Origin of the sequence: Alteromonas oceanisediminis, assembly GCF_018474025.1 — a bacterium.
In the GTDB taxonomy this organism is placed as follows: Bacteria; Pseudomonadota; Gammaproteobacteria; order Enterobacterales; family Alteromonadaceae; genus Alteromonas_E; species Alteromonas_E oceanisediminis.
Window position 1 is genome coordinate 182,669 of record NZ_JAHCTA010000003.1, and the last position, 18,037, is coordinate 200,705.

The 18,037-nt window shown below is 47.9% G+C and carries 17 protein-coding genes and 1 tRNA gene; 7 read left to right on the forward strand and 11 right to left on the reverse strand.

Annotation, left to right across the window (positions count from 1 at the left end):
• Nucleotides 1-12: 12 nt before the first annotated feature.
• The 6 genes from KIU71_RS06245 to purE all read right to left on the reverse strand — a co-directional run bounded on the left by KIU71_RS06245 (nt 13) and on the right by purE (nt 4,114).
• On the reverse strand, nt 13-531 hold the full coding sequence (locus KIU71_RS06245; RefSeq protein WP_214130326.1) for a YqhA family protein: 519 nt from the start codon (nt 529-531) through the stop codon (nt 13-15).
• Between the two features lie 878 nt (nt 532-1,409).
• Complete coding sequence (locus KIU71_RS06250; RefSeq protein ID WP_214130327.1) at nt 1,410-1,706, reverse strand: type II toxin-antitoxin system RelE/ParE family toxin; 297 nt, start codon at nt 1,704-1,706, stop codon at nt 1,410-1,412.
• A gap of 3 nt (nt 1,707-1,709) precedes the next feature.
• A complete protein-coding gene (locus tag KIU71_RS06255; RefSeq protein ID WP_214130329.1) occupies nt 1,710-1,928 on the reverse strand; it encodes an addiction module protein in 219 nt (72 codons plus the stop codon).
• Between the two features lie 417 nt (nt 1,929-2,345).
• Nucleotides 2,346-2,421: transfer RNA gene (locus KIU71_RS06260), tRNA-Thr, on the reverse strand.
• Nucleotides 2,422-2,483: 62 nt separating this feature from the next.
• The gene (locus KIU71_RS06265) at nt 2,484-3,626 is read right to left on the reverse strand and encodes a 5-(carboxyamino)imidazole ribonucleotide synthase (protein WP_214130330.1); all 1,143 of its coding nucleotides are present in this window, start codon (nt 3,624-3,626) and stop codon (nt 2,484-2,486) included.
• The gene (gene purE, locus KIU71_RS06270) at nt 3,623-4,114 is read right to left on the reverse strand and encodes a 5-(carboxyamino)imidazole ribonucleotide mutase (protein WP_214130331.1); all 492 of its coding nucleotides are present in this window, start codon (nt 4,112-4,114) and stop codon (nt 3,623-3,625) included. The genes KIU71_RS06265 and purE overlap by 4 nt, the downstream gene beginning before the upstream one ends.
• Before the next feature lie 163 nt (nt 4,115-4,277).
• Here purE and KIU71_RS06275 point away from each other — a divergent pair, with 163 nt between their 5' ends.
• Genes KIU71_RS06275 through KIU71_RS06305 form a run of 7 tightly spaced genes read left to right on the forward strand, consistent with a single transcriptional unit; the run spans nt 4,278 to nt 11,068 of the window.
• Nucleotides 4,278-5,174, forward strand: a complete 897-nt coding sequence (locus KIU71_RS06275; protein WP_214130332.1) for a LysR family transcriptional regulator — start codon at nt 4,278-4,280, stop codon at nt 5,172-5,174.
• A 55-nt stretch (nt 5,175-5,229) separates the two neighbouring features.
• A complete protein-coding gene (locus KIU71_RS06280) occupies nt 5,230-8,019 on the forward strand; it encodes a monovalent cation/H+ antiporter subunit A (protein WP_214130333.1) in 2,790 nt (929 codons plus the stop codon).
• Nucleotides 8,019-8,384 (forward strand): Na+/H+ antiporter subunit C, encoded by a 366-nt coding sequence (locus KIU71_RS06285; protein ID WP_214130334.1) that lies wholly within the window; start codon nt 8,019-8,021, stop codon nt 8,382-8,384. The genes KIU71_RS06280 and KIU71_RS06285 overlap by 1 nt, the downstream gene beginning before the upstream one ends.
• The gene (locus KIU71_RS06290) at nt 8,381-9,907 is read left to right on the forward strand and encodes a monovalent cation/H+ antiporter subunit D (protein ID WP_214130335.1); all 1,527 of its coding nucleotides are present in this window, start codon (nt 8,381-8,383) and stop codon (nt 9,905-9,907) included. The genes KIU71_RS06285 and KIU71_RS06290 overlap by 4 nt, the downstream gene beginning before the upstream one ends.
• The gene (locus tag KIU71_RS06295; RefSeq protein ID WP_214130336.1) at nt 9,904-10,404 is read left to right on the forward strand and encodes a Na+/H+ antiporter subunit E; all 501 of its coding nucleotides are present in this window, start codon (nt 9,904-9,906) and stop codon (nt 10,402-10,404) included. The genes KIU71_RS06290 and KIU71_RS06295 overlap by 4 nt, the downstream gene beginning before the upstream one ends.
• Nucleotides 10,398-10,667, forward strand: coding sequence for a K+/H+ antiporter subunit F (locus tag KIU71_RS06300; protein ID WP_214130337.1), 270 nt, complete (start codon nt 10,398-10,400; stop codon nt 10,665-10,667). Before KIU71_RS06295 ends, KIU71_RS06300 begins: the two co-directional genes overlap by 7 nt.
• Before the next feature lie 8 nt (nt 10,668-10,675).
• Nucleotides 10,676-11,068, forward strand: coding sequence for a Na+/H+ antiporter subunit G (locus tag KIU71_RS06305; protein ID WP_214130338.1), 393 nt, complete (start codon nt 10,676-10,678; stop codon nt 11,066-11,068).
• 8 nt (nt 11,069-11,076) lie between these two features.
• Here KIU71_RS06305 and KIU71_RS06310 read toward each other — a convergent pair whose 3' ends face one another.
• The 5 genes from KIU71_RS06310 to KIU71_RS06330 all read right to left on the reverse strand — a co-directional run bounded on the left by KIU71_RS06310 (nt 11,077) and on the right by KIU71_RS06330 (nt 18,033).
• Nucleotides 11,077-13,872, reverse strand: coding sequence for an ATP-binding protein (locus tag KIU71_RS06310; protein WP_214130339.1), 2,796 nt, complete (start codon nt 13,870-13,872; stop codon nt 11,077-11,079).
• A gap of 16 nt (nt 13,873-13,888) precedes the next feature.
• Entirely contained in the window at nt 13,889-15,190 is a 1,302-nt protein-coding gene (locus KIU71_RS06315; protein WP_214130341.1) for an amidohydrolase, read from the reverse strand.
• A gap of 126 nt (nt 15,191-15,316) precedes the next feature.
• A complete protein-coding gene (gene mobA, locus KIU71_RS06320; protein WP_214130342.1) occupies nt 15,317-15,895 on the reverse strand; it encodes a molybdenum cofactor guanylyltransferase in 579 nt (192 codons plus the stop codon).
• 14 nt (nt 15,896-15,909) lie between these two features.
• A complete protein-coding gene (locus tag KIU71_RS06325; RefSeq protein WP_214130343.1) occupies nt 15,910-17,142 on the reverse strand; it encodes an alginate export family protein in 1,233 nt (410 codons plus the stop codon).
• A 42-nt stretch (nt 17,143-17,184) separates the two neighbouring features.
• A complete protein-coding gene (locus tag KIU71_RS06330) occupies nt 17,185-18,033 on the reverse strand; it encodes an ABC transporter ATP-binding protein (RefSeq protein WP_214130344.1) in 849 nt (282 codons plus the stop codon).
• Nucleotides 18,034-18,037: the final 4 nt, after the last annotated feature.

Consider the following 18,037-nt stretch of genomic DNA (forward strand, 5'->3'; position numbering starts at 1 on the left):
CTGGGCACAGTATTAATGGGTGTGTTTGTTGCTAAGATTCATGAGGTAGAGCGAACCCGCCAGCGCTAGCACCGATAAGGCAAGATAAATGGCCTCAAGCGGCGTCGAAAATCGAATATCAACAACGGCTCGAAAAAATTCGATGATCACGGCAAGAATAACGACTCTCACGATCTTATCTTTAAGCTCATCAAATGACTGAATATTGAACGGATGACTAACATCACTTTGTTCAGACTCATCAATCGGTGAGATGAATAGCCTGTAAATGCCTGTACCAAAAATAAGCAACACGACAGCGACTAAATAGATATCGATAGCGAGAATAATATCAGTCACGATGAAATCGTGTATATCTTTTGTGCCGTCACCCGCGTAGTAGTTCATGGTTAACCATGCGACATTGATAATATCCATTGTGCCAACAACAAAAAGTATTAAAGAACCGAGCAAACTGGCAATCACTGGAATGAGCGCTAAGAAACGTGAGCCCCATAACGCCGATTCGAAAGTGCTTTCTATTTTTTTCATACTTTTCTCTTGTTAGCTTGCGCAGTTGCACGTCCAACCTATCAGTTGTTCTACAGTAAATGAGTTAAAGAATTGTTCAAGCAGCAATTTTAAGCCGTTCTCAAATAGTAAACATTGTATGAAAACTGTGTTTCGCGTTGCTCGTTTCATTTACATGCATGTTTGGGAAACAATCTACGTCATTGAGCGCGAAAAAATGAATTCATCGGCAGTGCGAATGTGTGGTCGCGTGCATCTAATCTTACTGTTTTGGTGAGGAAAGCAGACGCTCACGTTTTAGCATTTTTAATAGACGATAATTTCGGATTTTAGGCCTTAGCTGCTTGAGATTTGAATGATCACTGTGCTCTCATTGCAGATAGTCTTTTCTCAGTTAGAACCTTACATCGAAAGATGATGTTCAGCATAGTCGTTTGTTATATGCCATAAGACTCGAAACAACATAAAATGGCAATCACTAAAAAAGCTACCCATGATAGGTGTTTACCTTTTGTAAAGTGGTCACTTCCAAAAAGGTGGGGAATATTATCTCGTCTGAATAGGCGGATTAGGATGTACCTCTCGCCAAGGTATGAGTGAATAATCCCGATGGCAACTAAAATTACTCCTGCAACAAATATCAAATAGTCCTCCTTGGCATATAACATTTAGCATAAGCTCAGCATTACGTAAATTCGGTATAAAAACTATACCGACTGTTATCTGTGCTCTGCTCATTGACAACCACTGTTTTGGCTCTCATTCTCCTAAGCTCGGCAACATTTCACCCTTCATTGAATTTTTTGCTCATTTTATTGTTGCTAAATCGCACGCGATTTTTTAGCGTAAAGTTTTTCTACAACCTCCGTGTCCAACTTTGGGTCGCAAATAGTTGTTTGTTAGCCGCGTTCATGCCAATACCCCGGCTTGCGGTGGTTATGCATAATAGCAACGACACTTATTTCTTTGCTTTCTATGATCTTATAGATTATTGAATAAGGAAATCTACTTAAGACAAAACGTCTGTGAGTCTGTCCCATTTTTGCCCAAGACGTTGGTAGCGAGCGAATGGAGTCTATAGCTTCTTTTATTTCTTGAAAGAATTCATAGCCCAACCCAAGCGATTGCTCTTGATACCAGCTAAAAGAATCTTTTATTTCCTTTTTGACATCCGGGTGAAAGGAAATGGGTAGCATTATTTAATTGAGATCCTTTTCTATTTCGTGCCATGAAATGCTTTTTACCGCGCCCGACTCTAATTCTGCGCTGCGAGCTTCAGCAAGTTTAAGCCATTCTGATTCAACATCGCTGTCTATCTTTCTATCCATTGCGGTTAAAAGGCAGTGGGCTGCAAGAGCTTTCTCTTTAGTGCTAAGTTGCTCGATATTCTCGAGCATGACTTTAAGTGCATTAGACATAAACGGGATTCCTAACAATAAGACTTGATATTACCACTAAAAAAGAGAAGTGAAACCTCGGATTACCGCAAAGCAGTTAACAATCAACGAAGGGGCAATCGCTTGCTGGCGCAATTCGCAAAGCCGGCAGCGATCGAAGGAACCGATTTTTACTGCTTTGTTATATTCCAGTTACTTCCAACAATAGCTTGCCCTTTGGCTGCATTTCATTTGGTGGGGTGTAACGTATTTTTGATAGCGCTGATGTGGGAAGAGTTTTTAGCTTTTCTGACTCAAAGTTTTCAATTGGAGTATCGTTAATCAAGATATTTAGATCAGTATCGTTGGATACCACACGATTCTGCGAATGTCATTGCATACAAAAATGTGCGATGTAGCAACAACAGGATGGAGTAAAAAATTCAGTGAAGGGTGAAATGGTGCCGACTGCCGGAATCGAACTGGCGACCTACTGATTACAAGTCAGTTGCTCTACCAACTGAGCTAAGTCGGCACTGAATTTCGAGGCGCATTTTAGAGTGCTTGACCTGATTGTCAAGCACTGTTCAAAGCAAATTAGCGTAACGCTGCTAAACGCTGAATTTCATCTGGCAATTTAGGGAAGTACTCTGCGGGTAGGTGCGTATTCAGCTCGCTCAGTCGCGCTGATAATTCAGAATAGCTTTCAGCAACAACATTGATATGGCCCATCTTGCGCTTTTTGCGCACTGACTTTCCGTACCAATGTAGATGCGTGTTCGGCACACTTAAGATTTCTTTCGAAATACCACCGCAGCCGATAACGTTAACCATTGCAGAGATTCCTGTCGCTTCCGTACTCCCTAACGGCAAATTCTGGATCGCGCGTAAATGATTTTCAAACTGAGAGGTGACCGCACCTTGCTGAGTCCAGTGGCCTGAATTGTGTACGCGCGGAGCAAGCTCATTCACCAGTAACCGGTCGCCTACCTGAAACATTTCTACCGCCAGCAACCCAACGTAGTTCAGTTCGTCTGCCAGTGCGGTGAAAATAGCCAGTGCTTGCTTATTCAGCTCGTCGGTGAGTGCCGATGCCGGGGCGACAGATACATGCAACTGGCCCTGATGATGCAGATTCTCAGCAAGTGGATACACCACAATATCACCATTTGCATTGCGTGCACCCAACAACGATAGCTCTCGCTCGAAGGTCTGCATTTGCTCGACCACCAGAGGAACTTTTTGTAAGTCAAGTGCACTTAATGTCTGCTGTAGTTCCACAAGTTGTTCGCGGGATGATAAACGCCACTGTCCGTATCCGTCGTATCCATCCAGACTGGCTTTGAGGATCAGTTTATCGCCGAGTTGTTCAACCACCTCTGGTAACTGATCTATTGCGGTCACTACGCGATGCGCGCAATTGGCAATACCAAGCCGTTCAAGTAGCTTTTTCTCAATCACGCGATCAGCACCCACGCGAATGGATTCAAAACTGGGCGACAACTTTCCGCTGGCATGTGCTTCGTTGAGTAAGTCAACCGGCACGTGCTCAAACTCTACGGTTAAACAATTTGCTTCATCGATGGCGTTTTTTAGCGAATCCGCCTGTTCAGACTTATCCACCGGGTTAACCACTTTACCCGTTTTAACATCCACTGCATTGACCGAGATCCCCAGTGGAGCCCCGGCCAGATTCATCATTTGTGCTAATTGGCCAGCGCCGTAAACGAGTACTTTCACACGTCCAGCTCCAGCGGTTCGGTCGCAAGGATTTTTGCAGTTTGCTCAGTGCGAAAGTTGATCACAGCCTGCTTTACATTGTCATCGTGCAGGGCAACAATTTGTGCAGCGAGTAAGCCAGCATTCGCTGCACCAGCATCACCAATCGCTAACGTGCCTACCGCCACACCCTTCGGCATTTGAACGATAGAAAGCAATGAGTCTAAACCACTGAGTTGACTTGAGCGCACCGGACAACCTAGCACGGGTAAATGAGTGTGCGCGGCAATCATTCCAGGCAAATGCGCTGCGCCACCGGCACCGGCAATGATGACATGCACGCCATCATCGCTTGCTGTCGTAGCGAAATCAGTGAGTAGATCCGGCGTGCGGTGCGCAGAAACGACCTGTGCTTTGAAAGAAACGCCGAGGCTTTTAAGCATCTTTGCGGCGTTTTGCATGGTTGGCCAATCGGAGGTTGAGCCCATAACAATAGCGACTTTCGCCATTTACCTGTCCTCAGAAAAAGATTAGCGGCGCAGTATAGCCTAGTTTTTTGGTTGTTCCCATCGGTGCGTCATCTTCAATCCGGATTTCCGTAGTGCCCCGCTTAAAATTTACAATATGTAATAATTTTTGAACTTATTTTTACAATAATCTATATTAACACGTATGAATTCGTTAACGTTTCGCCTACTACAAGTTTACCAACAGGTCGTCGATAGCGGCTCGATTACGGCTGCGTCAGTCACGCTGTCGTTATCACAGCCTACGGTTTCCTTGCAATTGAAAAAGTTGGCCTCGTTGTTCGACATGGTGCTACTGGAACAGCATCATGGGCGGTTGCAAATGACGGACGCTGGCAAAGCCGTCTATCGCTGTGCTCAGGAGGTGCTGAGTTCCCAGGCCCGATTGGATAGCCATATGCGGGCACTGCAAGGCATGGAGGTTGGCAGTTTAAAAATTGCCGTCGTTACAACGGCAAAATATGTCGTTCCAACATTGTTAGGACAGTTTTGCCGCGAACACCCAGGTATCGACATCACGCTCAAAGTGGGGAACCGTGCACAAATCATTGAACGCGTGAAAGGCAATCAGGATGATATTTACATATTCAGCCAACCGCCTAAAGACCTTGCCATCAGTGCCAAAGCATTTATGCTCAATAAGCTTTGTGTCATCGCGCCACCGGGTTTTGATGGGCCAGACAACTGTTCACTCGGGGCACTGTCATCTTACAAATTCTTACTTCGCGAGGAAGGATCGGGTACGCGTAAAATGATCGACGATTACTGTGAAAAGCATGATATTGTATTTAAAAAAGTCATGGTTATTGAGAGCAACGAGGCAATACGCTTGTCGGTCGCGACTGGACTTGGTCTGGCAATTGTGTCAGAACAGACACTTCAACATATGCGAAGTGACGACGTTAAGATACTGAATGTCAGCGATTTTCCCTTGCGTAGCGCGTGGCAGATAGTCACACTTGACGGCAGACCGGAAAGCTTAGCTGCGTCTGCGTTTAGCAAATTCTTGCTAGCGCATGGCGATGTCGATAAACAACACTAATAATGAATATGACAGCACAGATCAACGATAAAACAATCAACGGCGGGGTTATCTCATGAGCTTATTTTGGGTCTCCGCAATTATGTTGCTGGGCGTGTTTGTGCCCTTGCTCACCGAACGTTTTGGCCGGGTAGCTAACACACTTTTCACGATGTTGGCGCCCGCCGTATCGTTGGTTTACATCATCACCTTATTGCCTGCTGTGCTAAGCGGTACCGTTATTGTCGAAACGTTAGAATGGATACCGCCGGCAGGTCTCACGCTTTCCCTTCACTTGGATGGGTTGGCGTTGATGTTCACGCTACTCATTCTCGGTATCGGGCTGCTGATCATTTTGTATGCGCGTTACTATCTATCCGATAAAGAAGCGGCCGGGCGATTTTACGCCTACTTAATTTTGTTCATGACAGCGATGCTGTCGATTGTACTTTCCAACAATGTGTTGCAGCTATGGATGGCATGGGAAGTGACCAGTATCAGCTCATTTTTACTCATTAGCTTTTGGTCAGCCAAGTCCGAATCGCGTAAGGGTGCGCGCATGGCGCTCACCGTCACTGGCGCGGGCGGTTTAGCCCTTCTGGCGGGATTGTTGTTGATCGCTGATGTGGTTGGAAGCTACGATTTAGGCGTCATTCTCGCGAGCGGTGATATGCTCAGAGCACACGAGCTTTATCCCGTGATATTAACGCTAGTATTACTGGGGGCCTTTACCAAATCAGCGCAATTTCCTTTTCATTTCTGGCTGCCACACGCCATGGCCGCGCCGACACCCGTCAGCGCTTATCTGCATTCTGCCACCATGGTCAAAGCCGGTATTTTCCTATTAGCCCGTTTTTATCCGGTGCTTGCGGGTACAGAAATGTGGTTCTTAACCGTCACCACGGCCGGCCTGATCACGCTTGTATTGGGAGCCTACGTTGCGCTGTTTAAGCATGACTTGAAAGGCTTACTGGCCTACAGCACGGTGAGTCATTTGGGTCTAATCGTATTACTCTTAGGTATGAACACCGATCTGGCGGCAGTTGCAGCGTTGTTTCATATTATGAATCATGCGGTGTTCAAAGCCTCGTTGTTTATGGCGGCGGGCATCATCGACCATGAAGCGGGCACCCGCGATATGCGCAAACTCAATGGGTTATGGCGCTTTATGCCACACACTGCCTCGTTAGCCATGGTCGCCGCCGCGTCTATGGCGGGTGTACCACTGTTTAATGGGTTTCTCTCTAAAGAAATGTTTTTCGCTGAATCCTTACATCAAGAAGCCTATGGTTTCTTGTCGTGGATGATACCGGTACTTGCGACGCTGGCCGGCATCTTCGCTGTGGCTTACTCGCTACGGTTTGTTCACGATGTATTTTTCAATGGCGAACCTAACGAATTGCCCAAAACGCCCCATGAACCGCCGCGCTATATGAAAATTCCCGTCGAAATTTTAGTTGCTCTGTGTTTGCTGGTGGGGATTTTCCCCGCATTTATGGTCGGCAGCTTACTTGAGTCTGCCGCCGGCGCCGTGCTGCAAGGAGAACTGCCTTATTACAGCTTGGCAATTTGGCACGGCTTCAACCTGCCTTTGGTCATGAGTATTATCGCCATTCTTGGCGGCATTATCGTGTATGCCTATCGAAGCCAGCTTTATCGTTTTCAGGCGCAATTCAGAGAAGGTGACGCAAAAGAAATCTTCGAAGGCGCTGTGCAATCTATTGTGAAAGGTGCCACGCACATTCACGACAAGATAAACAATGATTCGCTTCAACGTTACGTCGCCGTGCTCTTGGTGTTCACCATCTTGATAACCGGGATCCCGCTCATCCACCTCAATACTGCTGCGCTTCATTCACCTGATCAGCCAGTTTCCTTTGTTGAAATTGTTGCCGGTATCATTTTGTGTGTCAGTGCTATCGCAACCATGATTTTCCATCGCAAACGTATGATTGCGTTGATTACACTGTCGGTTGTCGGGCTAATCGTGTCAGTAGCCTTTGCGCGTTTTTCTGCGCCCGATCTGGCATTGACTCAGCTCGCGGTGGAAGTGGTTACCGTTATCCTTCTGATGCTCGCGCTGTTCTTTTTACCACAGAAAACGCCAGCAGAATCCTCCCCTTCGCGAGTGGTGCGCGATATCGGGATTGCTGCAGCGATTGGCGGTATTGTGGCCACCATCAACTATGCCTTTATCAGCCAGCCTGTCAGTAGCATCTCTGGTTTCTTTCTGGCCAACAGTAAAGTGGGTGGCGGTGGCACAAATGCGGTTAACGTGATATTGGTCGATTTTCGTGGTCTGGATACACTTGGCGAAATACTGGTATTGGGCATCGCCGCGTTTGGTATCTTTAAATTGCTCGCGGGAGTGCGGCTTGCCATGCCCACCGCCAATGAAAAAGGCGTGCCGTGGGCAGAAGACCGCCATCCTCCCATTTTAGCAATGATATCGCAGGCACTGCTGCCGTTGGCGCTGTTGGTGTCATTCTATATTTTCTTGCGAGGGCACAATATGCCCGGCGGCGGTTTTATTGCCGGATTGATCACCTCAGTCGCCCTGATACAACAATACATTGCGCACGGAGTGGATTGGATTAAACCGAGAATAAAGCTCGATTATCAGTCATTGATTGCATGGGGTGTATTGATTGCAACCTTTACGGGCATAGGCAGCTGGTTATACGGGCGGCCCTTTATGACCACGTGGTTTGATTACTTTGACCTACCGTTCATCGGTGAAATTGAACTGGCTAGCGCGCTCATTTTCGATTTAGGTGTTTATTTAACCGTAGTCGGCGCAACACTGTTGATCTTGGCAAATCTTGGCAAGCTTACATCAGTACATCGTCCAACGGCGGAGGATTAATGGAACTTTTATACGTCATTTGTGTGGGTGTAACGACGTTCTGCGGCGTATTCCTGTGTTTGCGAGGCCGCACGTTTTCGGTGGTTGTCGGCCTTACCATGCTGTCTTATGCGGTCAACTTATTTTTGTTTTCCAGCGGGCGACTCAGCTTAAACGGCGCAGCCATTCTAGGCATGTCCGATTCCTACGCTGACCCTTTACCACAAGCGCTGGTACTAACGGCCATTGTGATTGGCTTTGCCATGATTGCTTTCGTAGTGATCCTGTCAATTCGCGCACGCGCCGACCTGGGCAACGACTTGGTCGATGGCCGCGATCCTCCTGATACGGGTAAGTTAATCAAATCAAATAGGGCTAAGTTATGATGTCGCATTTGCCCATGCTGCCAATTTTGATCCCCTTGCTGGGTGGCTTGATGATGCTGCTGCCGCCCTATGTCGGTGCTGATAACTACGCGCGGCGACGTATTGCCAGTTTAGCCTTGATATTGCTACAGATTGGCTGCGCTATCTGGCTGCTATTGACTGTGAGCCGTGACGGCGCAATGCTTTACGCACTGGGTGACTGGCAACCTCCTTTCGGTATTATTCTTTATGCTGACGGGCTGGCGGCCATGTTGGTGCTGCTGACCAGCGTGCTTGGTTTAGGGATCACGCTGTACTCGTGTTCGGGTACTGATCGAGAAGGAAAATATTTCCATCCGCTTATCCAGTTTCAACTGCTGGGGATCTACGGAGCCTTCCTCACCAACGACTTGTTCAATCTGTTTGTTTTCTTTGAAGTATTGCTGATCGCGTCCTACACGCTGCTTATTCATGGTGGAGGCAAACACCGCACCGCTGCAAATGTCCACTACGTTATTTTAAACCTCATTGGCTCAAGTTTATTTTTGATTGCGCTGGGAACCTTATACGGCACGACAGGAACGCTCAACATGGCGGATATGTCATTACGTATTGCCGCATTGTCTGAGAGCCAAGCTGTTATTGCGCAAACGGGTGGCGCACTTTTACTGATTGTATTTGGTCTAAAATCGGCCATGTTGCCACTGCATTTTTGGTTACCTCGAACCTATGAAGCGGCAACAGCGCCGGTCGCGGCCTTGTTTGCCATTATGACAAAAGTCGGCGTTTACTGTATTTACCGAGTGTTTACTGTGGTTTTTGGCAGCGAAGCCGGTCAATTGGCAGACATGGCGTTACCGTGGATTTGGCCCTTGGCGATTTTATCGATTGCGGCGGGTACCTTAGGCGTTCTTGCCAGCCCTAATTTGCGCACATTGACCGGTAACCTTGTGATTGTGTCGGTGGGCACACTGCTTGTCGCGTTTGCCCTGCGCACACCGGAGGCTACCGCCGCTGGATTGTATTACCTGATCCATAGCACACTTATTTCAGCAGCGTTGTTTTTGATTGCTGATATGGTGGGCCTGCAGCGTGGAAAGGCATTCGATCGGTTTGTGTTGGCGCGCAGGGTACAGCATCAATCGCTGCTGGGTATCATGTTTTTCGTGGCCGCATTGAGCATCGCCGGGTTACCACCGTTTTCTGGGTTTCTTGGTAAGCTGGTCATCTTGCAAAGCGTTACCGAAGCAGGTGATAAGGTATTGATTTGGTCAGCCATTCTGATCTCAAGCCTAGCGGGTATTGTGGCATTATCACGTGCCGGTACTACACTATTCTGGCGTCATCCCGTCAGTAAGGACACCAGCGATACTGAAACGATTTCATCATGGAAAGTGACCGGAACGACGCTACTACTTAGCACGTCTATTTTGCTCGTCATTTTTGGCGGACACGTGCTCGAATACACCAACCAGGCCGCAATACAACTGCATGATGTGCAGCTCTTGTTAGACGTGATGAATTTGGGAGGAACCGCACCATGAGTTTACTCCAACGCATTATGCCAATGCCACTGCATACGTTGCTGCTGTTGATTGTGTGGTTGATGATCAATTCCACCCTGAGCGTGGGTCACATTTTGTTAGGCAGCGTACTGGGCATTGCTATTCCGTTATTATGCGCCCCGTTAAGAGTGCCCCAACCGAGTATCAAGAGGCCGCTGAAGCTGGTCAAGTATGTGTTGATTGTGCTGAAAGATGTCGTGGTCGCCAATATAGAGGTCGCTATCCTTGTGGTTGGCCCGATGCGCCGTATCAAGCCCGGGTTTGTCGCCGTACCGCTCGACCTGACTGATACACTGCCCATCACGGTGCTGGCCAGCACTGTGACAATGACACCTGGTACGGTGAGTGCCGATGTGTCTTTTGACCGCAAATGGTTATATGTGCATGTGCTCAATATGCCTGAGAATGAGCAAGACATTATTGATCTTATCAAACAACGCTACGAGTCTCGCGTGAAGGAGATTTTTGCATGTTAAATTTTTCAATCATTATGGTGGCCATTATGCTGTGCGCCGCGTTGGCGCTAAACCTTTGGCGATTACTGATTGGCCCACACATTGTTGATCGTATACTGGCGTTGGACACAATGTATATTAACAGTATCGCTCTGATACTCTTGTATGGCATGTACAATCGCACCCCGTTGTATTTTGAGGCGGCACTGCTGATCGCTATGCTTGGTTTTGTGAGCAGTGTGGCGTTCGGCAAATATCTGCTTCGTGGCGACATCATCGAATAGGAATGACTATGAGCTTTGCCGTTGAATTAACCATCTCCATATTATTGCTTCTCGGTGGCCTTTTCGTACTTGTTGGCTCGATTGGCTTACTCAGGCTTAAAGATATTTACGTTCGTCTGCATGCGCCTACAAAAGCGACGACACTGGGGTTAGGTGGGATCTTGGCCGCATCGATGGTGTTTTTGTTTGTGCAGCGTGGTTATCTCAGTATTAACGAGCTATTGATCACCTTATTTTTGGTGATTACAGCGCCGGTTACCGCGCATATTCTCGCCAAGGTTGCTATGCACTTAGAAGTTGCACCCGTGCCGCATACCAAAAATAAACATTTGCTGGCGACAGCGCGTGAACAGCAACCTCCACAGCTTGATAACGAACAAGACACTGAAAAAGACGCGTAAACGCTAGCTTATAAAACGCGCAGATTGCGCGCAATCGCACTGATTAGTGCAGACCGTGTAATCGGTTTAGAGATGAAATCGTTCATGCCAACAACAAGGCATTTCTCTCGGTCTTCGGTAAACGCGTTGGCTGTGGCGGCAATAATCGGCGTGTTACCTCTTTCACCGCCCAGTTTTCGTATCATCGCCGCCGCCTCAAAACCATCCATTTCAGGCATCTGGCAATCCATGAGTATCATATCGAACTGATATTTCTTAACAGCGTCTACGGCTTGTTTACCGTTTTCCACGCGCACAGTACGTGCATCGGATTTAGTCAGCATATCAGCCAGAATATCGGCGTTGATGGCGTTGTCTTCGGCAATCAGGATACGCAACCCAGCAGGTAATCCTGATACCTCGCCTGGCTTAATTATGGTTCCATTCTGCGCCGCTGGCATCGGCAGCGTTACAACGAAGTGTGTCCCTTCGTTGATTTCACTGTTGACGGCAATACTACCGTCAAATAAATCCACCAGACGCTTGGTTATAGATAACCCAAGCCCTGTGCCCCCAAACGCTCGGGTTGATGACAAATCGACTTGTGAGAATTCGTCGAATATCTTCGATAAATCAGTATCGCTAATGCCAACGCCAGTGTCGCGAACACTCAAACGCACTTTGCCGTCATCGTATTCCAAAGACACATTCACACTACCAATCAGAGTGAATTTGACTGCATTATTCAATAAATTGTTGACTATCTGATTAAACTTGCCACCATCTCCAATGACCAAGTCGGGTACGTTATCACTGACTGACACGGCAAAGTTGATGCTTTTGCGGAGTGCTGCGGCGCTGTGCAATGCGCCTGTCGCTCGCACGCTTGCTTTGACATCAAACGGTTCATGACGCAGCGCTAGCTGACCACTTTCAATCTTTGACCAGTCCAGCACACTGTTTAAAATTAACAACAGGTTATGTGCAGATTCTGAGACAATCGCCAGCTTCGGCTTAATGTCGTCCGGTATATCGCTTTCCAACAGGTTGTCACATGAACCAATGATGCCGTTCATTGGTGTTCTGATTTCGTGCGACATGTTGGCCAGAAACTTCGACTTCGCATCACTGGCCACTTCGGCCAAGCGCAATGCGGTTTGCAAAGACTCCGTCTTCTCTTCCACCTTCAGCGCTAGGTTCTGATTCAGTTCAAACAGCTCCTGATTTAATTCTCCCTGCTTCTGACGAGATTCCTGCAGCGCGTTAAAAGTGTCCACGAGGCGCTTACGTAAGCTGATAAATTCATTATTCAACGCATCCACTTCACGCAGATATAAACGATTTGCGCGTTTCGGCGTGCGCTGTTTAGCGTTGGTTGGGTCAAATACAGCAAACTGGTGTATCAGCGCATACATAGGCGTGGAGACTAAAGTCGCCACTAAATAGCCAAAACCAATGCCGGCGACCGCCAAAGCCAGCACCACGATAGATGCCAAGAAAAGATAAAATGAAGATAACTGCATAAACGCAGACTGCTTAAAATACACGTGCGTGGACCAATTCAATGGGCCGTATAATTTTGAACGCACAAACCACTCTTCATTGTTGATCGTGACGGTAGGCTGGTTGCACTGCTCGGTAATGCAGTCCGTTGCGGTGAGTAACCTGAGTTTTTCAACGCCTAAGCGACTGTTCGCGTACACCACCTGATTGAAGTTATCAGTTACCATGGTAGAGAAACCGTTCAAATTTCGGTTATCAAAGAAGCCGAAGACATTCAGCCCAAGCGAACCCTCGACAATCCCCATAAACTGACCTTGCTGATTTTTTATTGGCGCTGACACAGCAACGATGTTATCCGTGCCAAAACCTCTGCCAACAAAGGCCTGAGACACGTATGGCCGCCCTGTTTTCAAAGGCTCCTGAAAATACTCTCGCTGCGACACATTAAGTAACCCTTGACGTGCCGCTTTTTGCAGCAAATCAGTGGGGTAACTGGCGACAATATTGCCTTTTTCATCGGTCACCAAAAATGTCAGAAATTGAGGATATTGCTGGGCCAGCGACTCGAGCACGCGACGTTTGTCAACGTCGCCGATTTCCAGCGTATTTGCCGCAACAGCCAAGGCCGCCTGATGGGTATCAAAAAAACTTTTAAGTTGATCGGAAACCACCTGACTGCGCTGCTGCATGTAGTTGAACAACTGCTCTTTTTGCTGATGCTGAAAGGCACCGATATACACGTAAATAACAAGCAATACGGCTAAGAAAAATACGCCAGAAAAAAAATACTGAAATAGGAATTTGACCTCTACGACTGGCGTTTTGTCCGACGGCCACAATAAAAAGCGTGCGATAAAGATGAAGTGTGCCAGTAAGAGACTGGCAGCGCAGGAAAAAAACGTGACCATCGCGGCCGTAAACGCAGCCACAGGACTCAATGTATTGGCCGCGAAAAACACCAAGCTCAGCAGGGGCAATGAAAACAATCCCCAAAACACCAAACCCACCCATAAGGTTCTGGCAATAGGCTTGTTGTGACAGCAATGTGCAATCACGATCGGATACAGTATCAACAGGCCCAACGCAAGACTGTTAAATTCTTCGTGTGTGACCATGGCATATAGCTGCGGTATAAACACCACAACAGACACGAGCGCCGCCAACAGTGGCCCAAACAATAGCCCGACCAAAATGGGAGCAAACAACCCAAAGGTGATAATGCCCGGCGTTTCAAAAAAGCCGGGTATCAAATTAGCAATGACGCCAGTCACGCAAATGATGGCAATGCTTAATGGTTTATTGTCGAGCAGCCGAGTAAACATCAAACGTAGGGCACGGTTACTTTTCGCTGAACAAGTAATCAACCGTCATTTGTGTCAGTAAATCAACGCCCAACTTCATGCCTGCATCGTCAACCACAAACTCAGGCGTGTGATGAGCTGGCGCATCTTCTGGCGCAACATCAATTGGTTTCCCACCTACCCACAAATACACACCGGGTACTTTTTCCTGAAAGAACGAGAAGTCTTCAGCACCAGTTACTGCCTTCGATAGCAGAGCATTTTCTTCTCCGGCGGTGCGCTGGATCGTCGGTAACATTTGCGCCATTAAATCGGGATCGTTAAAGGTAATCGGGTAGTTATAATCCAGCGGTAGCGTGACCTCGGCAGTCGCGCGCATACTGTCTGCGATGCCTTTCACTTTGCGTGGGATCGCTTCATACATGTGCTCACGAGCTTCTGGGTTCAGTGTGCGGATCGTACCAATAAGCTCGACTTCGTTTGGAATGATGTTCGAGCGATTGCCACCGTGGATTGAGCCAATGGTGACGACAGCGGCATCATCAAGCAACTTAATTTCACGACTGACAATGGTTTGTAAGCCCATGATGACTTGTGCCGCCGTGGTCACGGGATCAACACTCAGCCACGGGTAAGCGCCGTGCGCCTGTTTACCTGTAATAACAACTTTAAATGGATCAACCGCTGCCATCACGCCACCCGCCTTATAGCGTACTTTTCCGACGTCTGTGTCAGCACTGATGTGCAAACCAAAAATAACATCAACATCAGGGTTGTTGAGAACGCCCTCTTTGACCATCACTTCGGCTCCGCCGACTTCGCCTGCCGGTGCGCCTTCTTCAGCGGGTTGAAATATAAATTTTATCTGACCGCGCAACTGATCTTTAACATCGACCAAAATCTTGGCGGCCCCCATCAACATCGCCATGTGGGTATCATGCCCACAGGCATGCATCACTGGCACATCGTTGCCATTAAACTCACCACGCTGTACCGATTTGTAGGGTAAGTCGTTTTGTTCCAGCACAGGCAGGCCATCCATATCGGCTCGAAGGGCAACCACGGGTCCGGGTTTGCCAGTATCCAACACGGCCACCACCCCGGTTTTGGCAACGCCCGTGGTCACTTCTAAATCCAATGAACGCAGAAACTTTTCAATGTACGCCGCCGTGTCGAATTCTCTGTTCGACAATTCAGGAAACTCGTGAAAATGATGACGCCATTCAATCACTTGGGATTCAATGGATTGGCTTAACGCCATCAACTCATCTCGATCGGGTTCGGCGGCAGCACCAAAGCTACACAGGCTAGTCAAAAAAACGAGGGCTAATTTTTTCATCAGAAAGGCTTTCTTATGATCAGATTTTAAAACTGTAACCGATTCCTTTGCAGGTTCCCAACTTAAAACGAATTTTTGAGGCCAATAACAGCACGATTGTGCATTTGGCTAACCCATTGATGGATTTTAGTGAGCCTCAGCCGTGCTATTCGACCCACATAACAGCGCTTGCCACTGCTGCGGCGTGTTCACGTTCACTAGTTGCTCCGGACGTTCGCAAGGGATCCCCACACCATTGGCAAGCTTTAATAACGACTTTACCGAACGAGACGGCGTTTTACTGGTTTGTGAATACACCTGCGAAAGCAACGCATCGCAGATACGAAGGCAGACAGGGAGGTAGCTATCGTGATAATAGCAACTCGCCTGACGCTGGCTGGAGATAGTCATTAACGGGGAAAGTGTTTCGCCGGTCAGCCGGGGCATATCTACGGCGCAAACCAACAGGGTATCCCCCGTGGTGAGCGACAGTTGTTGGATAACAGACAAAATTCCTCCCACAGGCCCTTTATCCGCGAAGTGATCGTGCAGCGCACCGGGTTGCCGACCACTGGTCACATACTGGTCAATGAGGCCCTGATGCACCAGCGTTTTCATCAAATTACATTGAGTATCTAACAACGAACGGCCCTGCCACATCAGAGCAGCTTTATCCTGCTGCATTCTTTCAGACCGCCCGCCGGCAAGCACAACACCCCAGTTCACGCGACTTAACCTCTCTAAAAAGCTGTGCTCAACCACACCCACAATTTATCAGTATCGACTTTCTGGCTGGCGCCAGAATAGGTCGCAAACTTAACCCCTACCGTATAGTGTTTTGCGAATTTGGTGAGGTATTGAAGATTAATTTCTTTGCCTAAGTCATCCACTTGCGCAGTCGATTCATCCGCATCGAAATCATGGTACACCGCTAGCCAAGTACCGCCAGCCAGTTTGCCACTTAGGGTAAATGAGGTGTCTACCAACCCCTGAATGGGTGTTTTCAGAAACTGATCAGTCCAACCATTAAATTTGTGCAAGGTTGCTAAAGGCGTTTGAAAACCGTATTGCCCATCGTCCGAGCCCAACAGTTCGTAGCCCAGTTTTGCTGTAATGCCTGATACAACGACGCCAGCCTCAACGTTCAAATAATCTGCATCGAAGTCGCTTGCGCCAAACCGATTAGTCTGCTTGGCGTACTCAACGTGATAGAGCGCTTTAAAAGAGTGCATTGGCGTCGCCCCTGAAAAGCGCGCGCCGTAGGTATCCAAACTGTTATCCAAACCCGCCGCAAGATCCGCTTCCAGTAAATACCCGTAAGCCGTCAGAGCACCGAAATCAGTCTTATAAGAAGCATGCAGCAAATGATCACTTGAATCAGTATCAGCGACTTCGGCAAAAATGCCGTTGCGTTGGTCAATAAAGCTATACGACAGTTGCATTTTTTGGGTAGGGGCATAGATGACTGTTGCGGCATCAAATGTCTGACGATCCTGCCGCCAGCCAACGTGTCCGATAAACCGGTGACCGTCATGCGTGATCACCTGTCTGCCAAGCTTGACCGTTAGATGTTGGTTTTTGTATTGGATAAAGCCTTGATCCAGCTCAGTATGTTCAGGATCCGCGATGACCGAATAAATACCCGTATTGTAGCCCGTCGGTGGCACTGAGTAGTCTCCCTCACCGAGCACAATACGATTGTCTTCCATTTCAACCGTCACAGAAAAACCGTTTAATGAACCGGTCTGGTAACCGAGACGAGTCCGAAACGTTGAAGCACTGGCATCTTGCAAAATATTGTCTTGCTCGACGCTTTCATAGCGTAGATTGAGATTGCCAAATACGCTGCCATGACTCAATGCATCGTAGAGATTGTCATAAGTTGTTTCTTGTGCGTGTAACGACAAGGACGTTGTGGTTGCCAAAACGCTTAGCCAAATGGCATTCTTCTTACTCGTGTACAGTATCTTCATGATCCGTTTATCTCATTTTAAAAGGCGTATTTAATCGCATGATCACGCGGCGTCTGTGCCAACCTGATGTTGTCGACGTTGCGGCGTTGTTCGGCTTGAAACCGATTCCACTTTTTTCTGTTTTTCATACAAGAATCGTAATACTTCGTGACGGCAATGGTTGTAATGCGTGTCATCGGCCAGCGCTATCCGATCGCGGGGCCTGTCAATATCGACGTCGAGAACTTCGCCAATCGTCGCCGAGGGGCCATTGGTCATCATCACGATGCGGTCAGACAGCAAAACGGCTTCATCAACATCGTGAGTGATCATAATGACGGTGTTGCCTAACTGAGCATGAATTTCCATTAACGAGTCTTGCAGGTGAGCACGGGTTAAGGCATCCAACGCACCAAACGGCTCATCCATCAGCAGCACTTTGGGCTGCATGGATAGAGCACGAGCGATACCTACACGTTGTTTCATGCCACCGGATATTTCTGAGGGGAGCTTATCCTTTGCGTGTGTCATATGAACCAGAGCAAGATTATGATCGACCCATTCTTTGATCTCTTTTCGGCTGCGACCGTTGCGGGTTTGCCTGACCGCAAGCTCAACATTTTTATACACACTTAACCAGGGCAGCAGGGAGTGATTCTGAAAAACGACTGCGCGTTCAGGCCCGGGTTCATTGACTTCCTGACCATTTAAAATAACCCCACCGTACGTTGCCTGATACAGGCCGGCCACGATATTCAGTACGGTAGATTTACCGCATCCTGAGTGGCCAATCAACGAGAGAAACTCACCTTGCGCGATCTTAAGATTGACGTTTGTCAGGGCATTGAATGGGCCTTTTGGCGTAGGAAAATCAATCCCAATCTGGGATAGCTCCAAGTGATGTTTTTTCATGGCT